General features: G+C 72.6%; 18 protein-coding genes and 1 pseudogene. 10 read left to right on the top strand and 9 right to left on the bottom strand.

The genetic code is table 11. The annotated features are described in order from the left end of the window. Positions 1–242 precede the first annotated feature (242 nt). Positions 243–1,223, top strand: coding sequence for a Sco1979 family transcriptional regulator (locus JW592_RS12115; RefSeq protein ID WP_229375804.1), 981 nt, complete (start codon positions 243–245; stop codon positions 1,221–1,223). A gap of 51 nt (positions 1,224–1,274) precedes the next feature. On the opposite strand, the gene JW592_RS12120 is transcribed toward JW592_RS12115, so the two are convergent. Together JW592_RS12120 and JW592_RS12125 are read right to left on the bottom strand one after the other, a co-directional pair. Next, on the bottom strand, positions 1,275–2,525 hold the full coding sequence (locus tag JW592_RS12120) for an acetyl-CoA C-acetyltransferase (RefSeq protein WP_209265008.1): 1,251 nt from the start codon (positions 2,523–2,525) through the stop codon (positions 1,275–1,277). Continuing rightward, complete coding sequence (locus JW592_RS12125; protein WP_209265009.1) at positions 2,515–3,444, bottom strand: LysR family transcriptional regulator; 930 nt, start codon at positions 3,442–3,444, stop codon at positions 2,515–2,517. Before JW592_RS12125 ends, JW592_RS12120 begins: the two co-directional genes overlap by 11 nt. A 170-nt stretch (positions 3,445–3,614) precedes the next feature. On the opposite strand from JW592_RS12125, the gene JW592_RS12130 reads away from it, so the two are divergent. After that, a complete protein-coding gene (locus JW592_RS12130; RefSeq protein ID WP_209265010.1) occupies positions 3,615–5,114 on the top strand; it encodes a 3-hydroxyacyl-CoA dehydrogenase in 1,500 nt (499 codons plus the stop codon). 45 nt (positions 5,115–5,159) lie between these two features. Next, complete coding sequence (locus tag JW592_RS12135) at positions 5,160–6,320, top strand: acyl-CoA dehydrogenase family protein (RefSeq protein WP_209265011.1); 1,161 nt, start codon at positions 5,160–5,162, stop codon at positions 6,318–6,320. Positions 6,321–6,335: 15 nt separating this feature from the next. Here the strand turns inward: JW592_RS12135 and JW592_RS12140 are convergent, their stop codons facing one another. Both JW592_RS12140 and JW592_RS12145 read right to left on the bottom strand, forming a co-directional pair. Next, positions 6,336–8,279: an AMP-dependent synthetase/ligase gene (locus JW592_RS12140; RefSeq protein WP_209265012.1), complete on the bottom strand. Its 1,944-nt coding sequence runs from the start codon at positions 8,277–8,279 to the stop codon at positions 6,336–6,338. A 544-nt stretch (positions 8,280–8,823) separates the two neighbouring features. Beyond that, complete coding sequence (locus JW592_RS12145) at positions 8,824–9,843, bottom strand: cation diffusion facilitator family transporter (RefSeq protein WP_209265013.1); 1,020 nt, start codon at positions 9,841–9,843, stop codon at positions 8,824–8,826. Positions 9,844–10,099: 256 nt separating this feature from the next. Between JW592_RS12145 and JW592_RS12150 the strand changes: the two genes are divergently transcribed. After that, positions 10,100–12,661: a glycoside hydrolase family 3 protein gene (locus tag JW592_RS12150; RefSeq protein ID WP_209265014.1), complete on the top strand. Its 2,562-nt coding sequence runs from the start codon at positions 10,100–10,102 to the stop codon at positions 12,659–12,661. A 14-nt stretch (positions 12,662–12,675) separates the two neighbouring features. On the opposite strand, the gene JW592_RS12155 is transcribed toward JW592_RS12150, so the two are convergent. Beyond that, on the bottom strand, positions 12,676–13,605 hold the full coding sequence (locus JW592_RS12155) for a helix-turn-helix transcriptional regulator (RefSeq protein WP_209265015.1): 930 nt from the start codon (positions 13,603–13,605) through the stop codon (positions 12,676–12,678). Between the two features lie 153 nt (positions 13,606–13,758). On the opposite strand from JW592_RS12155, the gene JW592_RS12160 reads away from it, so the two are divergent. Beyond that, positions 13,759–14,409: an NAD(P)-dependent oxidoreductase gene (locus JW592_RS12160; protein WP_209265016.1), complete on the top strand. Its 651-nt coding sequence runs from the start codon at positions 13,759–13,761 to the stop codon at positions 14,407–14,409. Between the two features lie 201 nt (positions 14,410–14,610). Here JW592_RS12160 and JW592_RS32690 read toward each other — a convergent pair. Next, a pseudogene (locus tag JW592_RS32690) lies at positions 14,611–14,850 on the bottom strand (type B 50S ribosomal protein L31); the annotation flags it as partial. A 102-nt stretch (positions 14,851–14,952) separates the two neighbouring features. On the opposite strand from JW592_RS32690, the gene JW592_RS12170 reads away from it, so the two are divergent. The 4 genes from JW592_RS12170 (at position 14,953) to JW592_RS12185 (ending at position 20,065) form a co-directional block, all read left to right on the top strand. Next, entirely contained in the window at positions 14,953–16,155 is a 1,203-nt protein-coding gene (locus JW592_RS12170) for a baeRF3 domain-containing protein (protein WP_307805384.1), read from the top strand. A 46-nt stretch (positions 16,156–16,201) separates the two neighbouring features. Continuing rightward, on the top strand, positions 16,202–17,425 hold the full coding sequence (locus JW592_RS12175) for an MFS transporter (RefSeq protein WP_307805385.1): 1,224 nt from the start codon (positions 16,202–16,204) through the stop codon (positions 17,423–17,425). Between the two features lie 162 nt (positions 17,426–17,587). Further along, positions 17,588–19,060: a sialate:H+ symport family MFS transporter gene (locus JW592_RS12180; protein ID WP_209265018.1), complete on the top strand. Its 1,473-nt coding sequence runs from the start codon at positions 17,588–17,590 to the stop codon at positions 19,058–19,060. A 30-nt stretch (positions 19,061–19,090) separates the two neighbouring features. Then, complete coding sequence (locus JW592_RS12185) at positions 19,091–20,065, top strand: dihydrodipicolinate synthase family protein (RefSeq protein WP_209265019.1); 975 nt, start codon at positions 19,091–19,093, stop codon at positions 20,063–20,065. 51 nt (positions 20,066–20,116) lie between these two features. On the opposite strand, the gene JW592_RS12190 is transcribed toward JW592_RS12185, so the two are convergent. Then, entirely contained in the window at positions 20,117–20,869 is a 753-nt protein-coding gene (locus tag JW592_RS12190) for an SDR family NAD(P)-dependent oxidoreductase (protein ID WP_209265020.1), read from the bottom strand. Positions 20,870–21,084: 215 nt separating this feature from the next. On the opposite strand from JW592_RS12190, the gene JW592_RS12195 reads away from it, so the two are divergent. Further along, positions 21,085–21,558, top strand: coding sequence for a DoxX family protein (locus JW592_RS12195; protein WP_209265021.1), 474 nt, complete (start codon positions 21,085–21,087; stop codon positions 21,556–21,558). 103 nt (positions 21,559–21,661) lie between these two features. On the opposite strand, the gene JW592_RS12200 is transcribed toward JW592_RS12195, so the two are convergent. Together JW592_RS12200 and JW592_RS12205 are read right to left on the bottom strand one after the other, a co-directional pair. Beyond that, positions 21,662–22,996 carry a 6-phospho-beta-glucosidase gene (locus JW592_RS12200; RefSeq protein ID WP_209265156.1) on the bottom strand — a complete coding sequence of 445 codons (1,335 nt, stop codon included), beginning with the start codon at positions 22,994–22,996 and terminating at the stop codon, positions 21,662–21,664. Positions 22,997–23,028: 32 nt separating this feature from the next. Beyond that, the gene (locus JW592_RS12205) at positions 23,029–23,781 is read right to left on the bottom strand and encodes a DeoR/GlpR family DNA-binding transcription regulator (RefSeq protein WP_209265022.1); all 753 of its coding nucleotides are present in this window, start codon (positions 23,779–23,781) and stop codon (positions 23,029–23,031) included. Positions 23,782–23,829: the final 48 nt, after the last annotated feature.

A 23,829-nucleotide genomic window follows, 5' to 3' on the forward strand; every position in this document is an offset into this window, starting at 1 on the left:
ATGAACGAGGCGTTTACTCCCCCTTCGCGATCAGGGCAAGTCGGCGTGCGCTGGGGCCTCCGCATTTCGCTCCCGACCCACTCCACGGCGGCGCCGCGGATGTGCCAACGGCAAGAAGCCTGGGTACGAGGTGCCTGACTCCGGGGGTAGTTGGGCAGGTACCCCCATGAGGCCACATCGGAGCGGGGAGGGAAACTTGGAAGGTGGCGAGACCAATGCGGCTACGGTACGGGAGCAGCGGTATGCGCATCACTGACGTCACTGGCGGTGAAGCGGCCGCCAGAGACGCCGAGCACGACGGTACGGCGGAGGGGCACGACGGTACGGCGGAGGGAGGTGGCGCGTCCCCTGCGGTGCCCCGGATGGTGCTGGGTATCCGCCTGCGGAGACTGCGCGAGGCACAGTACATATCGCGCCGGGAGGCCGCCGAGGCCATCCGGGTGACCCACCAGCGGATACAGGACCTGGAACAGGGACGCATCGGCTGCGCCCTGCGGGATGTCGCGGATCTGCTCACCATCTACGGGGTGACGGACGAGAGCGAGCGCGCGGTACTGACCGCGCTGGCCCAACAGGCCAACACGCCCGGCTGGTGGCACTCCTTCCAGGGAGTCGTCCCGCGCTGGCTGCACACCTTCCTGGGGCTGGAGCAGGCGGCCAGCGTGATCCGCACCTACGAGGTGCAGTTCGTGCCCGGCCTTTTGCAGACCGCCGAATACGCCCGCGCCGTCATCGAACTGCTCCACGACGAGGAGCCCGAGGCCGGGATACAGCGGCGGGTGGACCTGCGCATGCGCCGCCAGCAGATCCTCTACGGCCCGCGCGCCCCGCACGTGTGGGCGGTCATCGACGAGGCCGCGCTGCGCCGCCCCGTGGGTGGAGCGGCCACGATGCGGGCGCAGCTGCGGCATTTGAGCGCGATGAGCGAACTGCCGCACGTGACGGTCCAGATCATGCCGTTCAGCGCGGGCGGACACGCAGCAGCGGGAGGCCCCGTCACGCTGCTGCGGCTCCCCGAGAGCGAACTGCCCGACATCGTGTATCTGGAGCAGCTGCACAGCGCCACCTATTTCGAGGACGACGCCGACATCGAGGCGTACCGCCGGGTCACCGACCGCCTGGTGACCCGTGCGATGCCGCCGTCCCGGACCCGGGACATGCTCAGGGAACTCGCCGAGGAGCTGCCCGACGACGAGCCCGTGCGGCACTTCGCGGGCCGGTAGAGGTGTACCCGGCCGGCTGCGCCCACCCCCCCCCGGGCCCTCTCCGCGCAGTCAGCCCGCATCCGGTACGCGTTCGAACACGGCGGCCAGGCCCTGGCCGCCACCGATGCACATCGTCTCCAGGCCGTAGCGGGCGCCACCGCGCCGCATCTCGTGTGCCAGCGTCGCGAGGATGCGCGCCCCGGTGGCGCCCACGGGGTGGCCCAGCGAGATTCCGGAGCCGTTGACGTTGATCCGCTGCTCGTGGTCCCGCTCGGTCAGGCCGAGTGCGCGGGTGCAGGCGAGAACCTGCGCTGCGAACGCCTCGTTCAGCTCGATCAGATCCATCTCCGCCAGACCGAGCCCGGCCTTGGCGAGCGCGTCCCTGGTGGCCTGTACCGGGCCGAGGCCCATGGTCGCAGCGGGCACTCCGGCGCGGGCGAAGGAGACCAGCCGCACCACCGGACGCAGCCCCAGCCGTTCGGCGGTGGCCGCACCGGTCACCAGGCAGGCGGCCGCCGCGTCGTTCTGCCCGCTGGCGTTTCCGGCGGTCACGGTGGCCTCCGGGTCCTCGCCGAGCCGTACGGGCCGCAGCCCGGCGAGCTGTTCGGCGGTGGTGTCCGCGCGTGGGTGCTCGTCGGTCCCGACGCGCGTCTCGCCTTTGCGGGTGCGTACGGTCACCGGCACCGTCTCCGCCTCGAACGTGCCCTCGGCCAGCGCCCGTGCGGCGCGCTGCTGGGAGCGGAGTGCCAGCGCGTCCTGCTCCTCGCGGCTGACGGAGAACTCCCGGCGCAGGTTCTCCGCGGTCTCGATCATCCCGCCGGGCACCGGGTGGTGGACGCCGCCCGCGGTGACCCGGCCGCGGGCGAGCGAGTCGTGCAGCGTCAGCCCCGGTCCCTTGATGCCCCAGCGTCCCTCGTGCGTGTAGTACGGCGCCGCGCTCATCACCTCGGTGCCGCCCGCGATGACGACCTCGCTGAACCCGGCCCGTATCTGCATCGCCGCGTCCAGCACCGCCTGGAGGCCGGAGCCGCAGCGCCGGTCGACCTGGGTGCCCGTCACCGACTGCGGCAGCCCGGCGTCCAACGCCGCGACCCGGCCGAGCGCCGGCGCCTCCGAGGTGGGGTAGGAGTGCCCGAGGATCACCTCGTCGACCCGCTCGGGATCGATGCCTGTACGCGTCACGATCTCGGAGATCAGCAGTGCTGCCAGCTCCTGTGGGCGCTGCCCGGCCAGCGCGCCGCCGAACCGGCCGATGGGGGTGCGCAGGGGTTCGCAGATGACGATGTCGGCGCTGTCGGAACCGACTGGGCTACCTGTCATGCTGTGGCCTTTCCGAGGGGGAGTCAGCTGGCGGAGCGGGCAGGACGTCGTGGGCCACCTCCAGCACGCTGTGCAGCGCGGCCGACGGGTTGTCCGCGCGCCAGGCGAGCGCCGAGCGGAGCACCACGGGCGGCCCGGCGAGCGGGCGGTAGGCCAGGCCCGTCTGCTGGATATGGGTGCAGGAGGTGAGCGTGAGGGTGACCCCGACTCCCATCGCCACCAGCGCGAGGATGGTGTACGAGTCGGGCGCCTCCTGAACGACGCGCGGGATGTGCCCGGCGCGTTCGCAGGTCTGGAACGTCACATCGCGCAGGCTGGAGCCGGCGTCTGCCGGGAAGCTGACGAACGGCTCGCCCGCCAGGTCCGCGACGTCCACCCGCTCCTGCCGGGCCAGCGGATGGTCGGCGGCGAGCGCGCAGATCAGCTCCTCCTCGGCGATCACCCGGGTCGCCACGCCCGGCCTGGTCACCGGCAGCCGTACGAAGCCCAGGTCGAGGGAGCCCTCGGCGACCCTGGCCAGGGCCCGGTTGGCGTAGTTCTGGCCCTGCATCACCAGCTCGATACCCGGGTGCGCGGTGCGCACGGCGCGGGTCAGCAGGGGGAGGGTGGTGTGGCTGGACGCTCCCGCGAACCCCACGCTGACCCGCCCGAACTCGCCGCGCCCGGCGGCCTTGGCGACCCGGGTGGCGGCGTCCAGGTCGGCGAGCACCTTGCGGACCGGGGCCAGGAAGGACTCACCGGCGCTGGTCAGCCGTACCGAGCGGGTACTGCGCTCGAACAGCTGGACGCCCAGCTCCTTCTCCAGCTGGCGGATCTGCTGGCTGAGTGGCGGCTGGGCCATGTGCAGCCGCTTGGCGGCCCGTCCGAAGTGCAACTCCTCGGCCACGGCGACGAACGCGGCGAGGTAGCGCAGTTCCACGGCGGGCTCACTTTCGCGGGGACGGGCCCGGTGGGCCGGCTGATCTGTCGCTTGTCTGTCGCTCGTACTGATCTGTTGCTCGTCTTAAAAAGACTCTAATTTGGTATTGGACGCAGATCAATGGTCGCTGACAGCGTGGAACCGCGCGCACCGAGGAGAGGGAGCCGTTCATGCGGATCAGGGTCGTGGGAGCCGGCACCATGGGCCGTGGCATCGCACAGTGGGCCGTCACGGCGGGACACACGGTCGAACTCGCCGACGCGCGGCCCGAGGCGGTGGCCGACGCGGTCGCGTTCGTCCACGCCATGCTGGAGCGTGCGGTGGCCAAGGGCCGGACGAGCCGCGCGGCGGCCGACCGCGCGCGAGCGGCGCTGGTACCGCTGGACTCCCCGTACGACGCCGCGAGCGGCAGCGCCCACGACGGCACGGCCCCCGAACTGGTCATCGAGGCGGTGCTGGAGGACCTCGACGTCAAGGTGGAGCTGTTCACCGGTCTGGAGCGGACGCTGCCCGCCGCAACGGTCTTCGCGACCAACACCTCGTCGCTGTCCGTCACCCGGATCGGCGCCCGGCTCGACGACCCCGGGCGGCTGGCCGGGCTGCACTTCTTCAACCCCGTCCCGCTGATGAAACTCGTCGAGGTGGTGCCCGGCACCGCCACCCGGGCGGGCGTGACCGAGCTGCTGACCGCCCTGGTGGCGGACTCCGGGCACCGCCCGGTCACGGTGGCCGACACCCCCGGCTTCCTCGTCAACCACGCCGGACGCGGCCTGGTGACCGAGGCCTTCGCGCTGCTGGAGGAGTCCGTCGCCGGTCACCCGGCCCTCGACCGGATCGCGCGTGACGTACTCGGGCTGCGCATGGGCCCGTTCGAACTGATGGACCTGACGGGGCTGGATGTGACGGCCTCGGTGATGGACACCGTCTGGGACGGCTTCCGCCACGCCGACCGGCTCCGCCCCTCCTACCTGCCGGCCAACCGTCTCGCGGCCGGGCTCTACGGGCGCAAGTCCCGGCGGGGCTTCTACGCGTACGGCGAGGGAGAGGCGGGGCCCTCGCTCCCGGAGCCCCTGATCGAGGGCGGCGACCCCGCGCGTGCCGTACGGGTCACGGGCTCCGAACTGGCGGCGCCGGCCACGCCGCACGAGCCCGGTGACGACGCGCTGGTCCTGGTGCCGACCTGGGGCACCTCGGTCGCGGCCGCCGTCGCCGAGCAGGGGCTGCCCGCCGAACGCACCCTGGGGGTCGACCCGCTGTCGCTGGACACCCCGCGCCGGGTGCTGGCCATCACCCCCGCGACAGGCGAGGACGCCGTACGGGACGCCGTGGCCGTGCTCGCCCGGGACGGTCACGCGGTCACCGTCGTACGGGACACCGCGGGCTCGGTCGCGCAGCGGCTGCTCGCCTCCATCGTGAACGTCGCCACCGGTATCGCCGAGCGCGGTATCGCGGAGCCGGACGACATCGACGTGGCCGTCACCCTCGGCCTCGGCTATCCGCGCGGGCCGCTGGCCTGGGGCGACGGGGTGTGTGCTGCGCGCATGCTCACCCTGCTGCGGGCTCTCCACACGGAGACGGGCGACCCGCGCTACCGGCCCACCCCGTGGCTCACCCACCGCGCGTGCCTGGGCCTGCCGCTGAGCACACCGATGCCGCGCCTGCCGGAATGAGGATGCGCTTTCCGGACGGGGAGCCGAGAAGAGGAGAGGGAGCACATGGACCAGCGCGATTTCGGGCTCAGCGAGACCCAGCGGGACTTCCGTGCCATGGCGCGGGACTTCACCGAGCGTGAGGTCGTCCCGCACGCCAGGGACTGGGACCGCGCGGAAGCGGTGGACCCCGCGATACCCGGGCGGCTGGGGGAGCTCGGATTCCTCGGTCTGACGCTGCCGGAGGAGTACGGCGGCACACCCGCCGACATGCTCTCCTACACGGTGGTCACCGAGGAACTGGGCCGCGGCGACTCCTCGGTCCGCGGCATCGTCTCCGTCTCGCTGGGACTGGTCGCCAAGACGATCGCCGCGCACGGCACCGAGGAGCAGCAGCGGCAGTGGCTGCCACGGCTCGCCGGCGGTGAGTCGCTGGGCTGCTTCGGGCTCACCGAGCCCGGGACCGGCTCCGACGCGGGCTCGCTCCGTACCCGGGCCCGGCGGGACGGCGGGGACTGGATCCTCGACGGCGCCAAGACGTTCATCACCAACGGCACCGTCGCCGATGTGGCCCTCACCTTCGCCCGCACGAGCGAGGACGGCATCACCGCTTTCCTGGTACCGACCGAGGCGCCGGGCTTCACCGCGACCGGCATCCACGGCAAGCTCGGGCTGCGCGGGCAGGCCACCGCCGAACTGGCCTACGACGGCGTGCGGGTGCCCGACTCGGCGCGCCTCGGCGGGGTCGGCAAGGGTCTCGGTATCGCGCTGGGCGCGCTCTCCCGCGGCCGGATCTCGGTGGCGGCCGGCTCGGTGGGGCTCGCGCAGGGGGCGCTCGACGCGGCCGTGCGCTATGCCACCGAGCGCGAGCAGTTCGGCAGGCCGGTCGCCTCCTTCCAGTTGGTGCAGGAGCTGCTGGCGGAGTCGGAGGTGGACATCCGCGCGGCGCGGCTGCTGACGTACCAGGTCGCGCGGATGGCGGACGCGGGCGCCACGCCGAGGCAGTACGCCACCGAGGCCTCGGTCGCCAAGTACCACGCGAGCGAGACGGCCGTGAAGGTCAGCAACAACTGTCTGCAGACCTTCGGCGGCTACGGGTTCATCGACGAGTACCCGGCGGGCAAGTACCTGCGGGACGCCCGCGTGCTCACGCTCTACGAGGGCACCAGCCAGGTGCAGAAGCTGATCATCGGCCGGGCGCTGACCGGGATCGACGCCATGACCTGAGCGGCGCCGCGGTGGTCACCGGACCTGCTGCTCGCTGTAGAGGGACTCGATCTCCTGCGCGTACGCCTCGGCCACGGCCTTCCGCTTCACCTTCAGCGACGGGGTCAGCAGGCCGTTCTCCTCGGTGAACTCGCCGTCGACGATGCGGAAGCGGCGGATGGACTCGGCCGTCGAGACCGACTCGTTGGCGTAGTCGACGGCCCGCTGCACGGCGGCGACCAGCTCCGGGTCCTCGCACAGCTCGGCGAGCGGTGTGCCGGCGGGCCGCTTGCGCACCCGCAGCCAGTGCGCGACAGCCTCCGGGTCCAGGGTGACCAGCGCTGCCACGTACCGGCGGCCGTCGCCGACCACCATGCACTGCGCCACCGGTGGCCGGCTGCGCAGCCGGTCCTCCAGCGGCGCGGGCGAGACGTTCTTGCCGCCGCTGGTGATGAGGATGTCCTTCTTCCGGCCGACGATGGTCAGATACCCGTCCTCGTCCAGCTCTCCCAGGTCACCGGTGGCGAACCAGCCGTCGGACAGCGCCTCGGCGCTCTCCTCGGGCCGGTTCCAGTACGAGCCGAAGACGATGCCGCCCTTGACGAGCACCTCGCCGTCGTCCGCGATCCGCACCGCCGTGCCGGGCACCGGGCGGCCGACGGTGCCGGGGCGCGGACCCAGCGGCGGGGTGACGGTGGCGGCCGCGGTGGTCTCGGTGAGCCCGTAGCCCTCGTAGATGACGACGCCCGCGGCGCAGAAGAACAGACTGAGCCGGCGGTCCAGCGGTGAACCGCCGCTGATGGCGTAGCGCAGTCTGCCGCCCAGCTCCTTGCGGATGCGCCGGTAGACCAGCAGGTCGTACAGGGCCCAGGCCAGATACAGACCGGGCGAGGGGCCCTTGCCGCTGCCCAGGAACTTGTGCAGATACGCCTCGCCGAACCGCACCGCGATCCGGTCGGCGCGGTCGAAGGAGGAGCCGCGCCCCAGTTTCTCCGCCGTCTCCCGGCCGGTGTCGTGGATCTTCTCGAAGAGGTAGGGCACGCCGACGACGAACGTCGGCCGGTAGGAGCGCAGTTCCGGGCGGAGCTCGTCCGGCTTGATGCTGGGGCAGTGCCCGAACTCGATCCGCGCCAAAAGGCAGGCGATCTGAATGGTGCGGCCCAGGATGTGCGCCAGCGGCAGGAAGAGCAGCGTGGCTGCCGTCTGCCCGGTGACCTCCTTGAAGACCGGGTGCAGCAGCTCGACGGTGTTGGCGGCCTCGGCGTGCAGATTGCCGTGACTCAGCACGCAGCCCTTGGGCCTGCCGGTGGTGCCGGAGGTGTAGCAGAGGGTGGCCGTCGTGTCCGGGCCGAGCCCCGCACGGCGCCGGGTGAGCTCCTCGTCGGGTATCTCCCGCCCGTCCTCGGCGAGTCGGGCGAGCGCGGGGCTTTCGCCGTCGGCCGGGTCGATACGGAACAGCCGGGGCCGTTCGGGCTGTGCTGCCAGCGCGGGTTCGGCGGCGGCCGCGTGCTCGGCCGTCTCCACGAGCAGGAAGGCGGCGCCCGAGTCGCGCAGTATCCATGCGATCTGCTCGCTGGAGGAGGTGGGGTAGAGGGGTACGGTCTGGCCGCCGGCCGCCCAGACGGCGAAGTCCACTACGCACCACTCGTAGCGCGTACGGCACATCAGCCCGACCCGGCCCCCGGGCCGCAGCCCCGCCGCGATCAGCCCCTTGGCGATGCTTGCGACCTGGCGGGCGAAGTCGGCGGCGGTCACCGGGAGCCACTGGTCCCCGCACTTCCGGCGGATGACGACCGTATCGGGTGCCTCGGCGGCGTTGGTGAAGGGGAGATCGGCGAGGCTTCCTGAGGTGGTGGGCGCGACCAGGGGCGCGGCACGGGCCTCGCGTACGGTGCCGCCCTCCTTGATCACTTTCACCGGGCCGCGTGAGTCGATGTCGCCGCGGCGCTTCGCTGTCCTGAGGTCCTTCCAGACGCCCATCGGGAGGCTCCTGTTCGCGGGTACGGGTGTGGTGCCTGGGGTGGTGCGCTTGGTGACGAGACTGTCAACTTACTCATGCGTAAGAAGAAATCAATGCCCCGCACGCGAGCAGCGGCGGCCCGGCACCCTCCCGAGGAGGACGGCTCCAGCGGTCCGGGCGGCCCCAGTACTCCCCCCGGCTGCCCGGACGACACCGGCTCGCCGTCCCCCGGTCCGACCGGCTCCGCGTCGCCGACGCCCACGCCGAGTCCCACTGAGAGCGACGGCCCTTGCGAGAGCGGGACGCGGACCTGAGGCGGATCACTCCCGTGCTGCCGCTGCCGGGTGCGGGCAACGGGAGCCGGGCCGCTGATGCCGCCCGCGGACCCCCCACAGGCCGCGGGCGGCTGCCCAGCGGTGGCACAGGCCCGGGCGCCTGACGGGGAGGCGCCCGGGGACTTCCCTCAGAGTGCCCCACCGCGACTGCCCCCAGCAGGGGCCGAACGGCCCCTCTCCGCGCCGGGCTCGTCTCCGCGCCGGGCCCCGTCTCCGCCCGGCGCCGGCGTCAGTGCGGGTGCGGTCCGTCGTGGTGCACGGGGCCGTGCGGCGTCTCGCAGTGGCCCGCCGAGAGGCTGGACAGCGCGTGGGCGCCGGCCGGAATCGGGTCCGCGTGGTCGATCTGGAGGGTGGTGTGGGTCAGACCGTGCCGCTCGGCCAGCATCCGGTCCAGGTCGCGGCGGACGCGGTGACAGTCGCCGCCCGGTTCGACCAGGATGTGCGCCGACAGCGCGGGCTCGCCCGAGGTGATCGTCCAGATGTGCAGGTCGTGCACCTCGGTCACGGACTCCGCCGAGGCCAGTTCGTCGCCCACCTCGTCCGGGTCGAGGCCGACCGGCGCCGCCTCCAGGAAGATGCGGCCCGAGTCGCGCAGCAGCCCGTACCCGGCCTTGAGCATCAGCCCCACGACCAGCAGGGTGGCGATGGCGTCGGCCCGTGCGTAGCCGGTGACCAGGACGACGAGGCCGGCAACGGCGGTGCCGATGAAGGCGAACAGATCGTTGAGGATGTGCTGGTAGGCACCCTCGACGTTGAGCGAGGAGCGGTTCGCGCGCGACAGGCACCAGGTGGCCAGGAGGTTCACCACGATGCCCACCAGCGCTGTGGTGACCACCATCCAGCCGGTGACCTCGGGCGGGTCCAGCAGTCGGCGTATCGCCTCGTAGGCCAGCCAGACGGCGGCCAGAATCAGCGTGAGCCCGTTGGCGTGCGCGGAGAGGATCTCGGCGCGCTTGAGGCCGAAGGTGTAGCCGCCGCGCGCGGGCCGTGCCGACAGCCGCATCGCGACCAGGGCCAGCACGATCGAGACCGCGTCGGTGAGCATGTGCGCCGCGTCCGACAGCAGCGCCAGGGAGCCCGCCAGCACGGCGACCGCCGTCTCGACGACGATGAACACGCTGATCAGCGCGAGTGCCATCGAAAGCCAGCGGTGGTCGGCCCCCGCGGTCACCCCGTGTGTGTGCCCGGCGTGGCCGTTCCCATGGCTGTGCCCCGGCTGTCCCTGCCCCTGTTCGGTTCTCGCCCCCACGGTGTTCCTCTCCCTCGGTGCCCCTCCCTCGGCGGCCGGCGGCCGCCGCCCGGCGGTGCGGGCTGAGTGCAGTGAAACCCACCCCACCCCGGGGGTGCAAAGGCTGCACCGGTGACCGTTGTCAAAACCGATAACGCGGCCCTGACCTGCGCGTTCTTCATGATTTCCGTTGTCGGTCCGGCCTCCGGCCCAGCGGAGGTGAGAAGCTGGCGGCAGCCGGTGATCGACAGAGTGGGACGAGCGGTGGGAGTGGGATATGGACCGTAGCCCCCAGGAAGCCGCCGCCGAGGCCGCGCTCGCCGAGCTGGACCTGCCGGCGAAGGTGGCGCTGCTCGGGGGCACGGACATGTGGTCGGTCGGCCCGGACAGCGCGCTGTCACCCGCCGGGTTCGGCAGGCTCGTCCTCTCCGACGGGCCGGCCGGGGTGCGCGGCGAGAACTGGTCGCCCGAGGACCCCAGCATCGCGCTGCCGTCCCCCACCGCGATCGGCGCCACCTGGGACCCGGAGGCGGCCCGTACGGCCGGGCTGCTGCTCGCCCAGGAGGCCCGCCGCAAGGGCGCGCACGTCGTGCTGGCCCCCACCGTCAATCTGCACCGCACCCCCTACAGCGGCCGGCACTTCGAGGCGTACTCCGAGGACCCGCAGCTGACGGGGGCGCTGGGCGCCGCACTCGTCGCCGGTCTCCAGCGGGGCGGGGTCGCCGCGACGCCCAAGCACTACGTGGGCAACGACGCGGAGACCGACCGCTTCACCGTCGATGTACGTGCCGACGGCCGGACCCTGCGCGAGCTGTACCTCGAACCCTTCGAACGCATCGTGCGCACCGCACGCCCCTGGGTCGTCATGGCGGCTTACAACAGCGTCAACGGGGTGACGATGAGCGAGCACGACGTGCTCAACAACGGGGTGCTGCGCGGCGAATGGGGCTTCGACGGGGTGCTGGTCTCCGACTGGACCGGTGCCCGCTCCACTCTCGGCTGCGTACGCGGCGGCCTGGACCTGGCCATGCCGGGCCCGGACACCGTCTACGGCGAACATCTGGTCGCCGCCGTCCGCGAGGGCCGGGTGTCCGCGGAGACGGTCGATGTGCTCGCCCGCCGGGTGCTGCTGCTCGCGGCCCGCGTCGGGGTTCTGGACGGCGTGCCGCCCGCCGTGCCCGCCGCCGAGCTGCCCGCGCCGCTCGATGGCGCCGCCACCGTACGCGGCCTGGCTGCGCGGTCCTTCGTCCTGCTGCGCAACGAGCCCGCCGCTGCCCCACTGCTCCCGCTCGCCGTCGCCGGGGCCGAGCCCTCCGGCGCTGAGCCCCCCGGCGGCACCGTGCGCCGGATCGCCGTCAGCGGACTGCACGCCTCAGCGCTGCGCTTCGGGGGCGGGGGCAGCTCCCAGGTCTTCCCCGAGCACGTCCGCACCCCTCTGGAGGCGCTCCGCGCGGCGCTGCCGCCCGGTACCGAGGTGTCCTATGAACCGGGCCCCGACCCCCGCTCCCGGCTCGCCGCCGCGACCGCGGCCGACGGCTTCCGGCTGACCGCCGTCCTGCACGGGCTCGACGACGCCGAGCTGGCCCGGGTGGAGCAGCGGGACGGCAGCGTGCGCTGGATGGGCAGCCTGCCCGGCGGGGTCTCCTTCGCCGATCTGGGCCGTGTGGAACTGCTCGGCTCCTTCACACCGGGTGAGACGGGCACCCACCGGCTCGCGGTGCGCGGCGTCGGCCACTTCCGGCTGGAGGCGGGGGACAGGGTGCTCTACGACGCGGAGCTCCAGGCCGAGAGCGACGATCCGGCAGCCGCCTTCCTCAACCCGCCCCAGCGGACCTTCCTGCTGGACGCGGAGGCGGGCGAGCCGCTGTCCGTCCGCCTCCGGCACTCCGTCCCCGCGTACGGCGTGGGCGGCCTGTTCGGGCTGATCTCCTTCGAACTCGGCTACGGCGCTCCCGCCGTCTCCGAGCAGGAGCTGACCGAGCGTGCGGTGCGCGCGGCGGCCGAGGCGGACTGTGCCGTGGTGTTCGTCGGCACCACGGACGAGTCCGAGGTCGAGGGCGTCGACCGCGAGAGCCTCGCCCTGCCGGGCCGCCAGGACGAACTGGTCGCCCACGTGGCCAGGGCCAACCCCCGCACCGTCGTGGTGGTCAACGCGGGCGCGCCCGTGCTGATGCCGTGGCGCGAGGACGTCGCCGCCGTACTGCTGTGCTGGTTCCCGGGCGAGGCGGGCGGCGAAGCGCTGGCCGATGTGCTGCTGGGTGCCGCGGAGCCCGGCGGGCGGCTGCCGACGAGCTGGCCCGACGCCGAGGACGACCTGCCGGTGCGCCAGGTCGTCCCGGACGGCGACGGCCGCCTCCCGTACGCGGAGGGGCCGTACATCGGCTACCGCGCCTGGCAGCACCGCTCGGCCGGCAGCCGGGGGAGAGGTGCCGCCGTGCCCGCGCCCGCCTACTGGTTCGGGCACGGGCTGGGCTACACCCGGTGGGAGTACGAGTCGCTGAACATCACCGCGCTGGACGGTGCCCGGGGGAACGACCCGTACGGGGCCGTAGCGCGGGTCACCGTCCGGGTCCGCAACAGCGGGGAGCGCACCGGCCGCGAGGTCGTCCAGCTGTATCTCGGACCGGCGGGCCCGGAGCGCAGGCTGGCGGCCTTCACCGTGGTCGAAGCGGCCGCCGGCGAGGTGGCCGAAGCCCGGCTGGAGGTTCCGCTGCGCGCCGTACAGACCTGGGACGACGCCCGGCTGACCTGGCATCCGGCCGAGGACCCGCACACCTTCGCGGTGGGCCGCAGCGCGGTCGACATCCGGCTGGCGGCCGAGCTGGCGCTGTGGAAGTAGCCCGCAGGGCCGGCTCAGCGGGCGCGTTCTCCCGCGTCCCGCACCCCGGCGCGGAAGGCGCCGGGGGTGGTGCCGGAGCGCTGGTGGAAGAACTTGGCGAAGTTGGTGGCGTCGGCGAAGCCGAGCGCGGCGGCGATCCGCGCCGCTGAACGGTCGGTGTGTGCCAGGAGGCGCTTGGCCTCCAGGATGACGCGGCGGTCGACGAACTCCTTGGCGCCCAGTCCGGCCGCGGCGCGGGTGGCCCGGGAGAGGGTGCGTGGCGAGTAGCCCAGCGCGTGCGCGTAGTCGGCGACGCGCCGGGTGCGGGCGAAGTCCTTCTCCACAGCGGCGCGGAACCGGCGGAACGGCTCCGAAGAGGTGACCGCGTCCGGGCCCTGCTCTTCCGTCCCCGCCAGCCGTACCAGCCGCAGCAGCAGCACGCCCAGCAGATGGCGCAGTACCTCCGTGTGGGCGGCGCGGGCGGCCGGGGTGCGCCCGGCGGCGAACTCGAACCGCAGATGGTCCAGCGCGATACGCACCGCGCGCGCTTCCTCGTCGTAGGGGTGCCGGGACACCGCGCCGGTGGCCTCGTCCAGTCCGACGGCGGCTGCCGTCGCCGGGTCGGGAAAGGCGGGCTGGAAGAGGATCAGTGTGCCCTCGGCTTCCGCCACGTCCTGGTACTGCTGCACCTGCCCCGGGCGCACCCACAGCCAGGCGCCGGGCCCGGTGGTGTGTCCGGCGAAGTCGACCGACTGGCGCAGCGTTCCCGACTCCACGGCGAACAGCTGGTGGAAGCCGGGCCGCTGGGGGTCGGCGAGCCGCTGGCCGCCGCGCGCCGCACGGTCGCGCAGTTCGGACAGCGTCATCACCTCGATGCCCGTGGCCGCGACGCCCGGCGGCGGGGCGTACGGGAGCTCGGGGATCGCGGCCGACGCCGATGCGGCTGAGTGTCCGGTTCTCACCATGGCTGGTCGTGACCTTACCTCGCGGCACCGCTGCTGCCCGGTTAGCTTCGAGGTGTCGTCCTTCCCGCGCGGAGGACGCGGCCGCGAGCGTGGCGGAACATGCCACTCGGCCGACGCCCACCCCCACCCGTACGCAGCAACAGGAGTACCGCCATGGCGAACATCGCCGTCTTCGGGGCCAACGGCAACATCGGCAGCAGGATCGTGCGCGAGGCACTCGACCGGGGCCACCAGGTGGTCGCCGTCGTCCGCGACCCCAGCACGTTCGTCGCCTCCCGGGAGGCGGTCACGGTCACCACCGGCGATGTGCTCTCGCCCGAGTCCGTCGCCGCTGTCGGCGGGAACGCCGATGTGATCGTCAGCGCGGTCGGTGGTAAGGACGGCCCCGGCCATCTGGCGACCATCAGGCCCGCCGCCGAGTCGCTGGTGACCGGGCTGCGGTCGCTCGGCGCCGGAGCGCCCTCGCTGGTGTTCGTCGGCGGCGCGGGGTCGCTGCGCAAGCCCGACGGCTCCCAGGTGTGGGACACCGAGGGGCTGCCCGAAAGCATCCTGCAGATCATGCACGCGCACGGGGACGCACTGGAGTTCCTACGCGGCGTCGAGGACCTGCGCTGGACCAACATCAGCCCCGCCGCGATGATCGAGCCGGGTGAGCGTACGGGGACGTACCGCGTGGGCAAGGACGACCTCGTGGTGGGGGAGAACGGCGAGAGCCACATCTCCATGGAGGACTACGCCGTAGCCGTGCTGGACGAGATCGAGAGCCCACGGCACGTCAGGGAGCGGTTCACCGTGGGCTACTGAGCCCACGGCGAGTTCCCCGCGCCCCTCAGGGGCGCGGGGCTACGGCAGCCGCCGGTCCATCGCTGCCCGGCCTTCCGCCGCCAGGCGTTCGCGGGCCCACTGCAGGTTCTCCTCCGACAGGTCGCGTCCGGAGGCGAGGACCAGGTCCTCGGGTGTCGGCTCGCTCTCGGGGGCGGCGTGCAGGATGGCGTCCGGCGTCGTCCCCTCGTAGCGCTGGCGGAACTTCGCGATCTGGCCTTCGGAGTCCACGACTCGCGCCTTTCCGGTGTAGAACGGGTGACTCTCCGAGGAGATCTCCACATCGACGACCGGGTACATACGCCCGTCGTCCCACTCGATCGTGGTGTCGCTGGTGGCCGTCGAACGCGTCAGGAACGCGTAACCGGCCGCCCGGTCACGGAAGACCACCTCGCGGTAGTCGGGGTGAGTATCTGACTTCACAAGTCGCTCCTTCCCCCGCTTGCAGGGCGCCCCATCCAGGTTACGTCCGTACCTCTCGTGCAGCATCCCGCCTGGTGGGCCGCCCGCCCGGCGGGTTCCGACGTGCGGACCCGGGAGGGCGGCGGGATGCTGGAGTGCGCGGTCGTCGTCCCCTTCCGGAACGAGGTACGGATGCGCACCAACGACCTGACCAACGAGGTCCTCGCCACTCTGCGGAAGCCGCGCCCCTACCCCGCGGTCACCCTGGTGCTGCCCACCCACCGCACCAAGCCGGACAAGCTGCAGGACCCGGTGCGGCTGCGCAATCTCATCGCCGAGACCGGGCGGCGGCTCGCCGAGGACCCGCTGGTCCCGGCGTCGGCGCGGGCCGATGTGATCAAGCAGCTGGAGCAGGCCGAGAACGAACTGGATCCGACGTACGCGCTCGACACGCTGGTCGTCTTCGCAGCGCAGGGCGAGCACCAGTTCTGGCACCTGCCCCGGCGCTCGGGCGCCGAACGCATCGTCATCAACGACACCTTCCTCACCCGCAACCTGGTCGCGGCCCACGCCCAGAACCGCCCCTACTGGGTCCTCACCTTCGACGAGGAGAAGGCCAGGCTGTTCAGCGGCGTGGGCGAACAGCTCACCGAGGAGCAGCGGTTCGGCTTCCCTGTCGAGCACGAGACCGAGCTCTCCGAGCGCGAGCGGGCCTCCCGTACCGGGGACTTCACCACCGGCTACCGGGACGAGGCGGCACTTCAGCACCTGCGGGACGTGGACGCGGGCCTCTCCAAGGTGCTGGAGACGGAACCTCGCCCCTTGCTGATCGCGGGGCTGCAGCACGGGCTGACGGCGCTGGCCGACGTGGGGACGCACACGGCACGCAACGCGCTGGCCACCGTGCCCAAGGGGGGTCTGGCCAACGCGCGGCCCTCGGTCGTCCACGAGGCCGTCGCACCCGCGCGGGCCGAATCCCTGCGGGCCAGGGCCGACGAGGCGCTCGCCCGGCTCGGCGAGGCGATCGGCCGCAAGGAGTTCGTGGTGGGAATCGACGAGGTGTGGCGGGCCGCCAAGGAGGGGCGGCTCTCGCTGCTGGTCGTCGAGGAGCCCTACCGGCAGAAGGTGCGGCTGACCGGCGGTCATCTCTCGCCGGCCGCCGACGACGCGGTGAGCGACGAGTCGGGCGAGGTGTACGACGACATCGTCGACGAGACGGTGGAGTGGGCGCTGTCCACCGAGGCCGAGGTGGTCTTCGTGGCCGACGGCGCGCTGGCCGAACACGACAGGATCGCGGGGGTCGTCCGCTACACATGGGCCGGCTAGGGGCCGTTGGGCGCGCGGGGGAGCGGACGGCCTAGGGTCGGCAGCCGTGACCGAGGACAGCACCGCACACGACGACCGGCCACGGCGCGCCCTCGTGTGGTACGCGGCGGCGACCTTCGTCTTCGCCGTCGGCATGGCGGGCACCACGCTGCCGACCCCGCTGTACGGCCTCTACCGGCAGGAGCTCGGCTTCGGTGAGCTGATGGTGACGGTCGTCTTCGCCGTCTACGCGGTCGGTGTGATCGTCGTCCTGCTGGTGGCCGGCGACTTCTCCGACAAGCTGGGCCGGCGGCCCGTGCTGTTCGTGGCTCTCGCCCTCTCGGCGGCCAGTGCCGGATGCTTTCTGCTGGAGGGCGGGCTGCCGCTGCTGTTCGCGGGGCGGCTGCTGTCCGGGTTCGCGGCCGGGCTGTTCAGCGGGGCTGCGACCGCGACCGTCCTGGAGCTGGCGCCGAGCGGCAGCCGGGGCTTCGCCGCCACCGCCGCGAACATGGGCGGACTGGGCTGTGGACCGCTGCTGGCCGGCCTCCTCGCGCAGTACGCGCCCCGCCCGCTGGCCCTCCCCTTCGCCGCGCATCTGGCGCTGCTGGCCGTCGCCTCGGTGCTGACCTGGGCGCTTCCGGAGACGGTCCGGCCGCCCAGCCCCCGGCCCGCGCTGCGGCCGCGCGGGATGGAGGTGCCGCGCCAGGTGCGGCCGGTCTTCCTCCCCGCCGGACTGGCGTGCTTCACGGGCTTCGCGGTGTTCGGCCTGTTCACCGCCGTCTCGCCGGGCTTCATGAGCGGGACGTTGCACATCGCGAATCTGGCGGCCTCCGGCGCGGTCGTCTTCTCCGTCTTCTGCGCCTCGCTGCTCGGACAGTCGCTCACCGGCCGGTTCGGCGCCGCGGTGGCGCTGCCGCTGGGCTGTCTGGGACTGGTTCTCGGGATGGCGCAGGTGGGCCTGTCGCTGCTGGTGAGTTCGCTAGCTCTGCTGGTGACGGGAGCGCTCACCGGAGGCATCGGACAGGGCCTGGCGTTCCGTTCGGCCATGGCGGTGGTCAGCGCCAGGGCACCCGAGGAGCACCGGGGCGGCACCATCTCCGCACTGTTCGTCGTCGCGTACCTGGGCATCTCACTGCCGGTCGTCGGGGTGGGGGCCCTCAGCACGGGGCTCGGACTGCGCAACGCGGGACTGGTCTTCTCCGGCTGCGTGGTGCTGCTCGCCTCCGGTGTCGGCGCCCAGTTGTGGCGGACCAGAAAGGCGGAGGCGGCGGCACTCGCCACGACCGGCTGAGGCAGGGAGGCGGTCCGGCTGCTGGCGGGCCGGCCAACTCGGCTGTGCCGACGGTGGGATGAACCCTTGTCCCGGGCCGCGGAGCGCGTGTAGCGTCCCGCCACGTCAGGACATCCCATGTCCTACGTCTGATCTTTCCGGCGGCCGAGGGGGCGCTCCGCGATGGCGGGACTGACGAGACACGACGGCAGGACGCTCTTCGCCGCCTGGCTCGGATACCTCATGGACGGCTTCGACTTCGTCCTGATCACCCTGGTGCTGACGGAAGTTGCCGGCACCTTCGAGCTGTCGACCGTCACGGCGGCGACGCTCGTCTCGGCCGCCTTCATCTCCCGCTGGTTCGGCGGCCTGGCCATCGGCGCCGTGGGCGACAGGTACGGCCGCAAACCCGCGATGATCCTCAGCATCGTGCTGTACTCGGTCGGCTCCCTGGCCTGCGGACTGTCCTGGGGCTACTGGTCGATGTTCGCCGCGCGGCTGTTGCTCGGCCTCGGCATGGCCGGGGAGTACTCGGCGAGCGCCACCTATGTGATCGAGAGCTGGCCCGCCGCCGCCCGCAACCGCGCCAGTTCACTGCTGATCTCCGGGTACGCGGTCGGCGCCATCATCGCCGGGCAGCTCTACCGCTTCGTGGTGCCCGCCTGGGGCTGGCGGGCGATGTTCTTCCTCGGTGTCATCCCCATCGCACTCGCCCTGTGGATGCGGCGCGGGCTGAGGGAGTCCAGGGACTGGGAGGAGGCCCGTGCCGCCCCCACCCGCTGCGGCATGGGGGAGACGGCTGCCGCGCAGCCCGACTTCGTCTCCGTGCTCTACCGCGGTCGCCACGCCCTGCTCAACCACGCCGTCACCCTCGCCGTGGGGCTGAGCCTGTTCCTGCTGTTCACCGAGCGGGCCGGGCGCCTCACCTGGCCGCTGGCCGCTCTCGCCGCCGCCGGATTCGTGCTGTTCGCCGCACAGTTCGCCGGGCGGCGTACGCCGATGATGGTGACGCTGATGATCACCGTCTTCTGTGCGTTCCTGTACTCCTGGCCCATCCAGGCGCTGCTGCCCACCTACCTCAAGACAGACCTGGACTTCTCACCCGGCACTGTCAGCGACATGCTCTTCTTCGCCGGATTCGGGAACGTGGCCGGCTGTGTGCTGGTGGGCTTCCTCGGCGACCGGTGGGGCACCCGGCGCACCTATGTGGCCTCGCTGTGTGTGTCGATGCTCTTCGTACTGCCGGTCTTCGCCATGGACAGCGGCCAGACCGTCTGGCTGGCCCTGCTGCTGTTCTTCCAGCAGATGTTCGCGCAGGGCATCTCCGGGCTGCTGCCGAAGCTGATCGGCGGCTACTTCCGCACCCCGGAGCGCGCGGCGGGGCTCGGCTTCACCTACAACGTCGGCTCCCTCGGCGGCGCGGTGGCGCCCGTGCTGGGCGCCTCCCTGGCGGGCGGACACAGCCTGGGCCCCTCACTCGCCTGGCTGACGTTCTCCCTCACCCTGGTGGTGATCGTGCTGATCGCCGTCGACGCGCCGCTGCGGGTGCAGCGGCTGATGGGGTGCCGCGGAGCCGCGCCCCAGGGCGATCTGACCGAGCAACCTGCGGTCGACCCGGACCAGTTCGACCCCCGTCCTCGTACCACTCCGAAGTGACAGCCGGCACCGCTGGGAGACAATGCCTCGATGACCGACCAACCCGTATCAGGACCGGCCCTCGCGGACCGTACAGCGCTGGGCGGGGTGATCCCCCCGCTGTGCACCCCGCTGACCGGGGCGGGGGAGCTGGATGCGGCCTCGCTCCGGCGGCTGTGCGCGTTCCTGCTCGATGCCGGGGTCGACGGCCTTTTCGTCAACGGCTCGACCGGTGAACTCGCCTACCACACAGACGAGGTGCGGCTGGCGGCGCTGCGCACCGTACGTGAGGCGGTCGGCGGCACCGTCCCCGTCCTGGCCGGCGCCGTCGACATGACGGCCAACCGGGTCGTCGCGCAGGCGCGCGCCGCGCGGGACGCGGGCGCGGATGCCGTGGTGGCCACCGTGCCCTTCTACTCGCCCACCCACCCGGGGGAGATGGCCGACCACTTCCGCGCGGTGCGGGAAGCGGTCGGTCTGCCGCTGTGGGCGTACGACATCCCCGGCAACGTCCAGCGCAAGCTCCCCGCCGAGGTCACGGCCGAGCTCGCAGCCGACGGGGTGCTGGCCGGTCTCAAGGACAGCAGCGGCGATCTCGACCAGCTGCGCAGCCTCCTGCACCTCACCGAGGCCAATGGCGCACGCGCCCAAGGTTTCTCGGTGCTCACCGGTTCCGAGACGATGGCCGACACCGCCCTCGCGCTGGGCGCCGACGGCATCGTGCCCGGCCTGGGCAACGTCGACCCGCACGGCTATGTCGCCCTGCACCGGGCGATGCGGCGCGGCGACACCCTGGCGGCGGCAGCCGAACAGGAGCGGCTGCGCGGGCTGTTCGGGCTGACCCGGGTGGGCGATCCCGCCAGGCTGGGCACCTACTCGGCGGCCATCGGCGCGTTCAAGGAGGCACTGTGCCGGCGCGGGATCATCGCCACGGCCACCACTCCGCTGCCGATGCGCCCCCTGAACGGCGAGGAGCGCGCCGCGGTGGCACGCTGCCTCGCCGAGGCGGGGCTGGGGCCGGTGTGACTCCTGGGCGTCGGCTACGGGCTGGGCTCCGGGCGCAGCTCCGGCGGGTGGTCACCGCGCCGAATAGCCGCCGTCCACCAGGTGGTAGCTGCCCTGGATGAAGGAGGCGCGCTCGGACAGCAGGAACGCGGTCAGTTCGGCCACCTCGTCGGCCGTCCCCAGGCGGCCCTGCGGATGAAGCGAGATCAGGCGTTCCCGCGTCGCCCGGTCCGTCCCGCGCAGCAGCGGGGTGTCGATGAAGCCGGGGCCCACGGCGTTGATCCGTACCCCCTGGTCGGCGTATTCGAGCGCCGCCGTCTTGGTGAGGCCGACGACGCCGTGCTCGGCGGCCGCACACGCGGGACTCCCCGCGAAGCCGTTGCCGCCCAGGACGGACGCCACGTTGACGATCGCGCCCCTGCCCGCCGCCGACATGACGGGGAGCTGGTACCGCAGCCCGTGGAAGACGCCGCCGAGATTGGTCGCGATGATCCGGTCCCAGGCCGTGACCTCGTACTCGCCGGTGGGCATCGAGGGCCCGGCCACCCCCGCGTTGTTCACCGCGAGGTCGAGCGAGCCGAAGGTCTCGGTGGTGAACCGCACGGCCTCCCGGACGGAGTCCGGCTCGGTGACGTCGACGACCAGCGCCTCCGCGCGCGCCCCCGCGGTCTCCAGCTCCCCGGCGGCGAGCTGGGCGGCGTCCTCGTCGTAGTCGGCGACGACGACCGAGGCGCCGGCCCGCGCCAGCCGGCGGGCCACGGCCAGCCCGATGCCGGAGGCGGCGCCGGTGATCAGTGCGGCCCTGCCCGCGAACTCGCCGCTCATCCGCCCGACCTCCGCTCGGTGACCGCTTCGGCCACTCTCCCTCCCCGCGCCGTGGGCCGCACCGCCACGGGCGTCATCCGGGTGAGCGCCCCCGCCGGGGCACGGCAGTGCGCCGTACGGAGGGTTCCGGCTTGCGCCGTGCGCGTGGTACGCGTGACATGGCGGTGACGGCACCGCCGCCCCGCCCTCCGCCCGCCCGCACCCAAGGACCCGGTATGACACCTCTGCAACTGGTCTCCCGCCCGCTGCTCGGCGCGTTCTTCATCAACGCGGGATGGGGGACACTGAGCAAGCCCGAGCCTCCGGCCGAGATGGCGGCGCCCTTTCTCGACAGGCTGCGCGAGAAGGTCCCGCTGTCGGGTGACGATGTGACGCTCGTACGGGTGAACGCCGCCGTTCAGGTCGTGGCCGGTGCGCTGCTCACCGCCGGGCGCCTCCCGAGGACCTCGGCGCTGGCGCTGGCCGCCTCGCTGCTGCCGACCACCTTGGCCGGACACCCGTTCTGGGAGGAGGACGATTCGGGGCAGCGTTCGGCTCAGCGCATTCACTTCGGCAAGAACGTCGCCATCATGGGCGGGTTGCTCTCTGTCGTCAGCGACGCCAACCACCAGGCGGTGGCCCACGTGCTGAGGGCTCGCGCCAAGGCGCGTAAGCGCCTGAAAGAGAGCAAGGCTCCCTTGCCCCGCTGAGGGGGTGCCCCTGGAGGGGGCACCTGTTGCGCTTGGGCATTCTGCGCCAGGGGCGCAGGGTGGGCAAGCGCAGCCCCCATGCGGGGTACGCAAGCGTAAGCGATCAGCCCTGTGCGGCCCTCAGCACCCGTTGCGCGGCATGCACCGAGTCGACCAAGGGATGGAGCGCCAAGGCGCGCAGCGCCATACGCGGCGAATGGTCGACGGCCGCCTCAATGGCGCTGCGCTCGACAGCCTTGAGCTGCAGCATCAGCCCGAGCTGGTCCGGCGCCACCGGCCCGGCCGCCAACGGCCGGGCACCCCCGGCGTCGACCAGACACGGCACCTCCACCACGGCATCGCCGTCAAGACCGGGCACTGCCCCCCGGTTGCGGACGTTGAGAATGAGCGTCGTGCGCTCATTGCGCGAGATGGCCCGCATCAGGGCCAGCGCGACGCGGTCGTAGCCGCCGCCGTCCAGATCGCAGCTGTCACGCTGCCAGCCGCCGGACGCCTCGCGGCTCTCGGCCATATAGGTCTCCTCGCGTTCGCGGCGGGTGTCCTCCCAGGTCTGGAAGGCACGGCCGGCGCCGTCGCCGTCGGCCAGCTTCGCGTAGAAGCCCTCCTGCTGGCGGGCGAGGAACTCGCCCCGGGTGGCGTCGGCCTCGCGAATCGCGGTGAGCGCCTCGCGGTGGTGGTAGTAGTAGTGCAGATATTCGTTGGGCAGGGCGCCCAGCGCGCCCAGCCACTCGGCGCCGAAGAGCTTGCCCTCCTCGAAGGACTCCAGGGCCGGGGCATCGGCCAGCAGCGCGGGCAGCCGGTCGGTGCCGTCCACCACGATGCGGCGCAGCCAGCCGAGGTGGTTGAGGCCCACATAGTCGAACTCGGCACGGTCGGGGTCGGCGCCGACGGCCCGCGCGGCGCGGCGGCACAGTCCCACGGGGGAGTCGCAGATCCCGATGACGCGGTCGCCCAGCACGCGGCTCATCGCCTCGGTGACCATCCCGGCGGGGTTGGTGAAGTTGATGACCCAGGCGCGCGGGGCGAGTTCGGCGACGCGTTCGGCGATATGGGTGGCCACGGGTACGGTACGCAGTCCGTAGAGCACTCCGCCCGCGCCGACGGTCTCCTGACCCAGCAGCCCCTCAGCCAGCGGTAGTTGCTCGTCGCGTACCCGTCCGGCGAGGCCGCCGACGCGGATGGCGCTGAAGACGAAGTCGGCACCGGCCAGCGCCTCGTCGAGGTCCGTCGTGGTGCGTACGGCGGGCGCGGGCCCGGTGTGCCGGGCCGCCTGCTCGGCGAGGACGGCGCTGATGGCGTTCAGCCGGCCGGGGTCGGTGTCGTGGAGGACGAGTTCGGTGCAGCGCCCGGCCGCATCCGGGCCCTGTGCGTCGTCCAGCAGCGCACGGTGGACCAGCGGTACGCGGAACCCGCCGCCGCCGAGCACGGTGAGCCGCATTCCGGGAGCGCCGTCGGCACTCGTCATTCCGGTCATACTTGAACTACCTCCACATCGGCCTCGCGGAACGTGGCGAGGGTGGCCGGGTCGGTCTCCTGGCCGGTGATCAGCATGTCGATGTCGGCGGCCTCGCAGACGCGCGCGCTGCCGGTGCCGGGGAACTTGCGCGCGGTGGCCAGCAGCACCGCCTGCCTGGCCGAGCCCAGCATGGCCCGTTTGACGGGGACCTCGACCTCCGTGGTGTCCAGCACCCGGCCGTCGGCCAGGACCCCGCTGGTGCCGAGGAAGACCCGGTCGGCGTAGATCTCGCGCAGCGCGGCCTGGGTGAGCTGGCCGACCAGGGAACGGTAGTTGCGCCGCACCTCGCCGCCCAGCAGTACGAGACTCACCTCCGGGTCGGAGCGCAACTCCTCGTACACGGCGAGGTTGGAGGTGACGACGGTGATCTTCCGGCCGTGCAGCAGGCGCGCGAGCTGCAGGGTGGTGGTGCCGATGTCGAGCAGCACCGTCTCGCCGTTCTGGATCAGCTCGGCGGCCCCGGCCGCGACGGCTTCCTTGGCCGGGAGGTCGTCCACCTCCTCCTCGGCGAAGGGGCGCTCGACGGGTTCGCGGGCGATGGCGCCGCCATAGACCCGGCGCAACCGGCCGGCCCCGGACAGGTCGGACACGTCCCGCCGTGCGGTGGCCTCGCTGACCTGGAGCCGCCGGGCGATCTCGACGACCGGCAGCACCCCCTCCTCGCTCAGGAGCCGCAGCAGCTTCTCGTGCCGGGTTTCGCGCAACATGCTCCGCACCCTAGCGCGACTGAGCGTCTTTGCGCGACTATGACCGAC

The sequence above is a fragment of the Streptomyces spirodelae genome (assembly GCF_017676385.1).
Taxonomy (GTDB): domain Bacteria; phylum Actinomycetota; class Actinomycetes; order Streptomycetales; family Streptomycetaceae; genus Streptomyces; species Streptomyces spirodelae.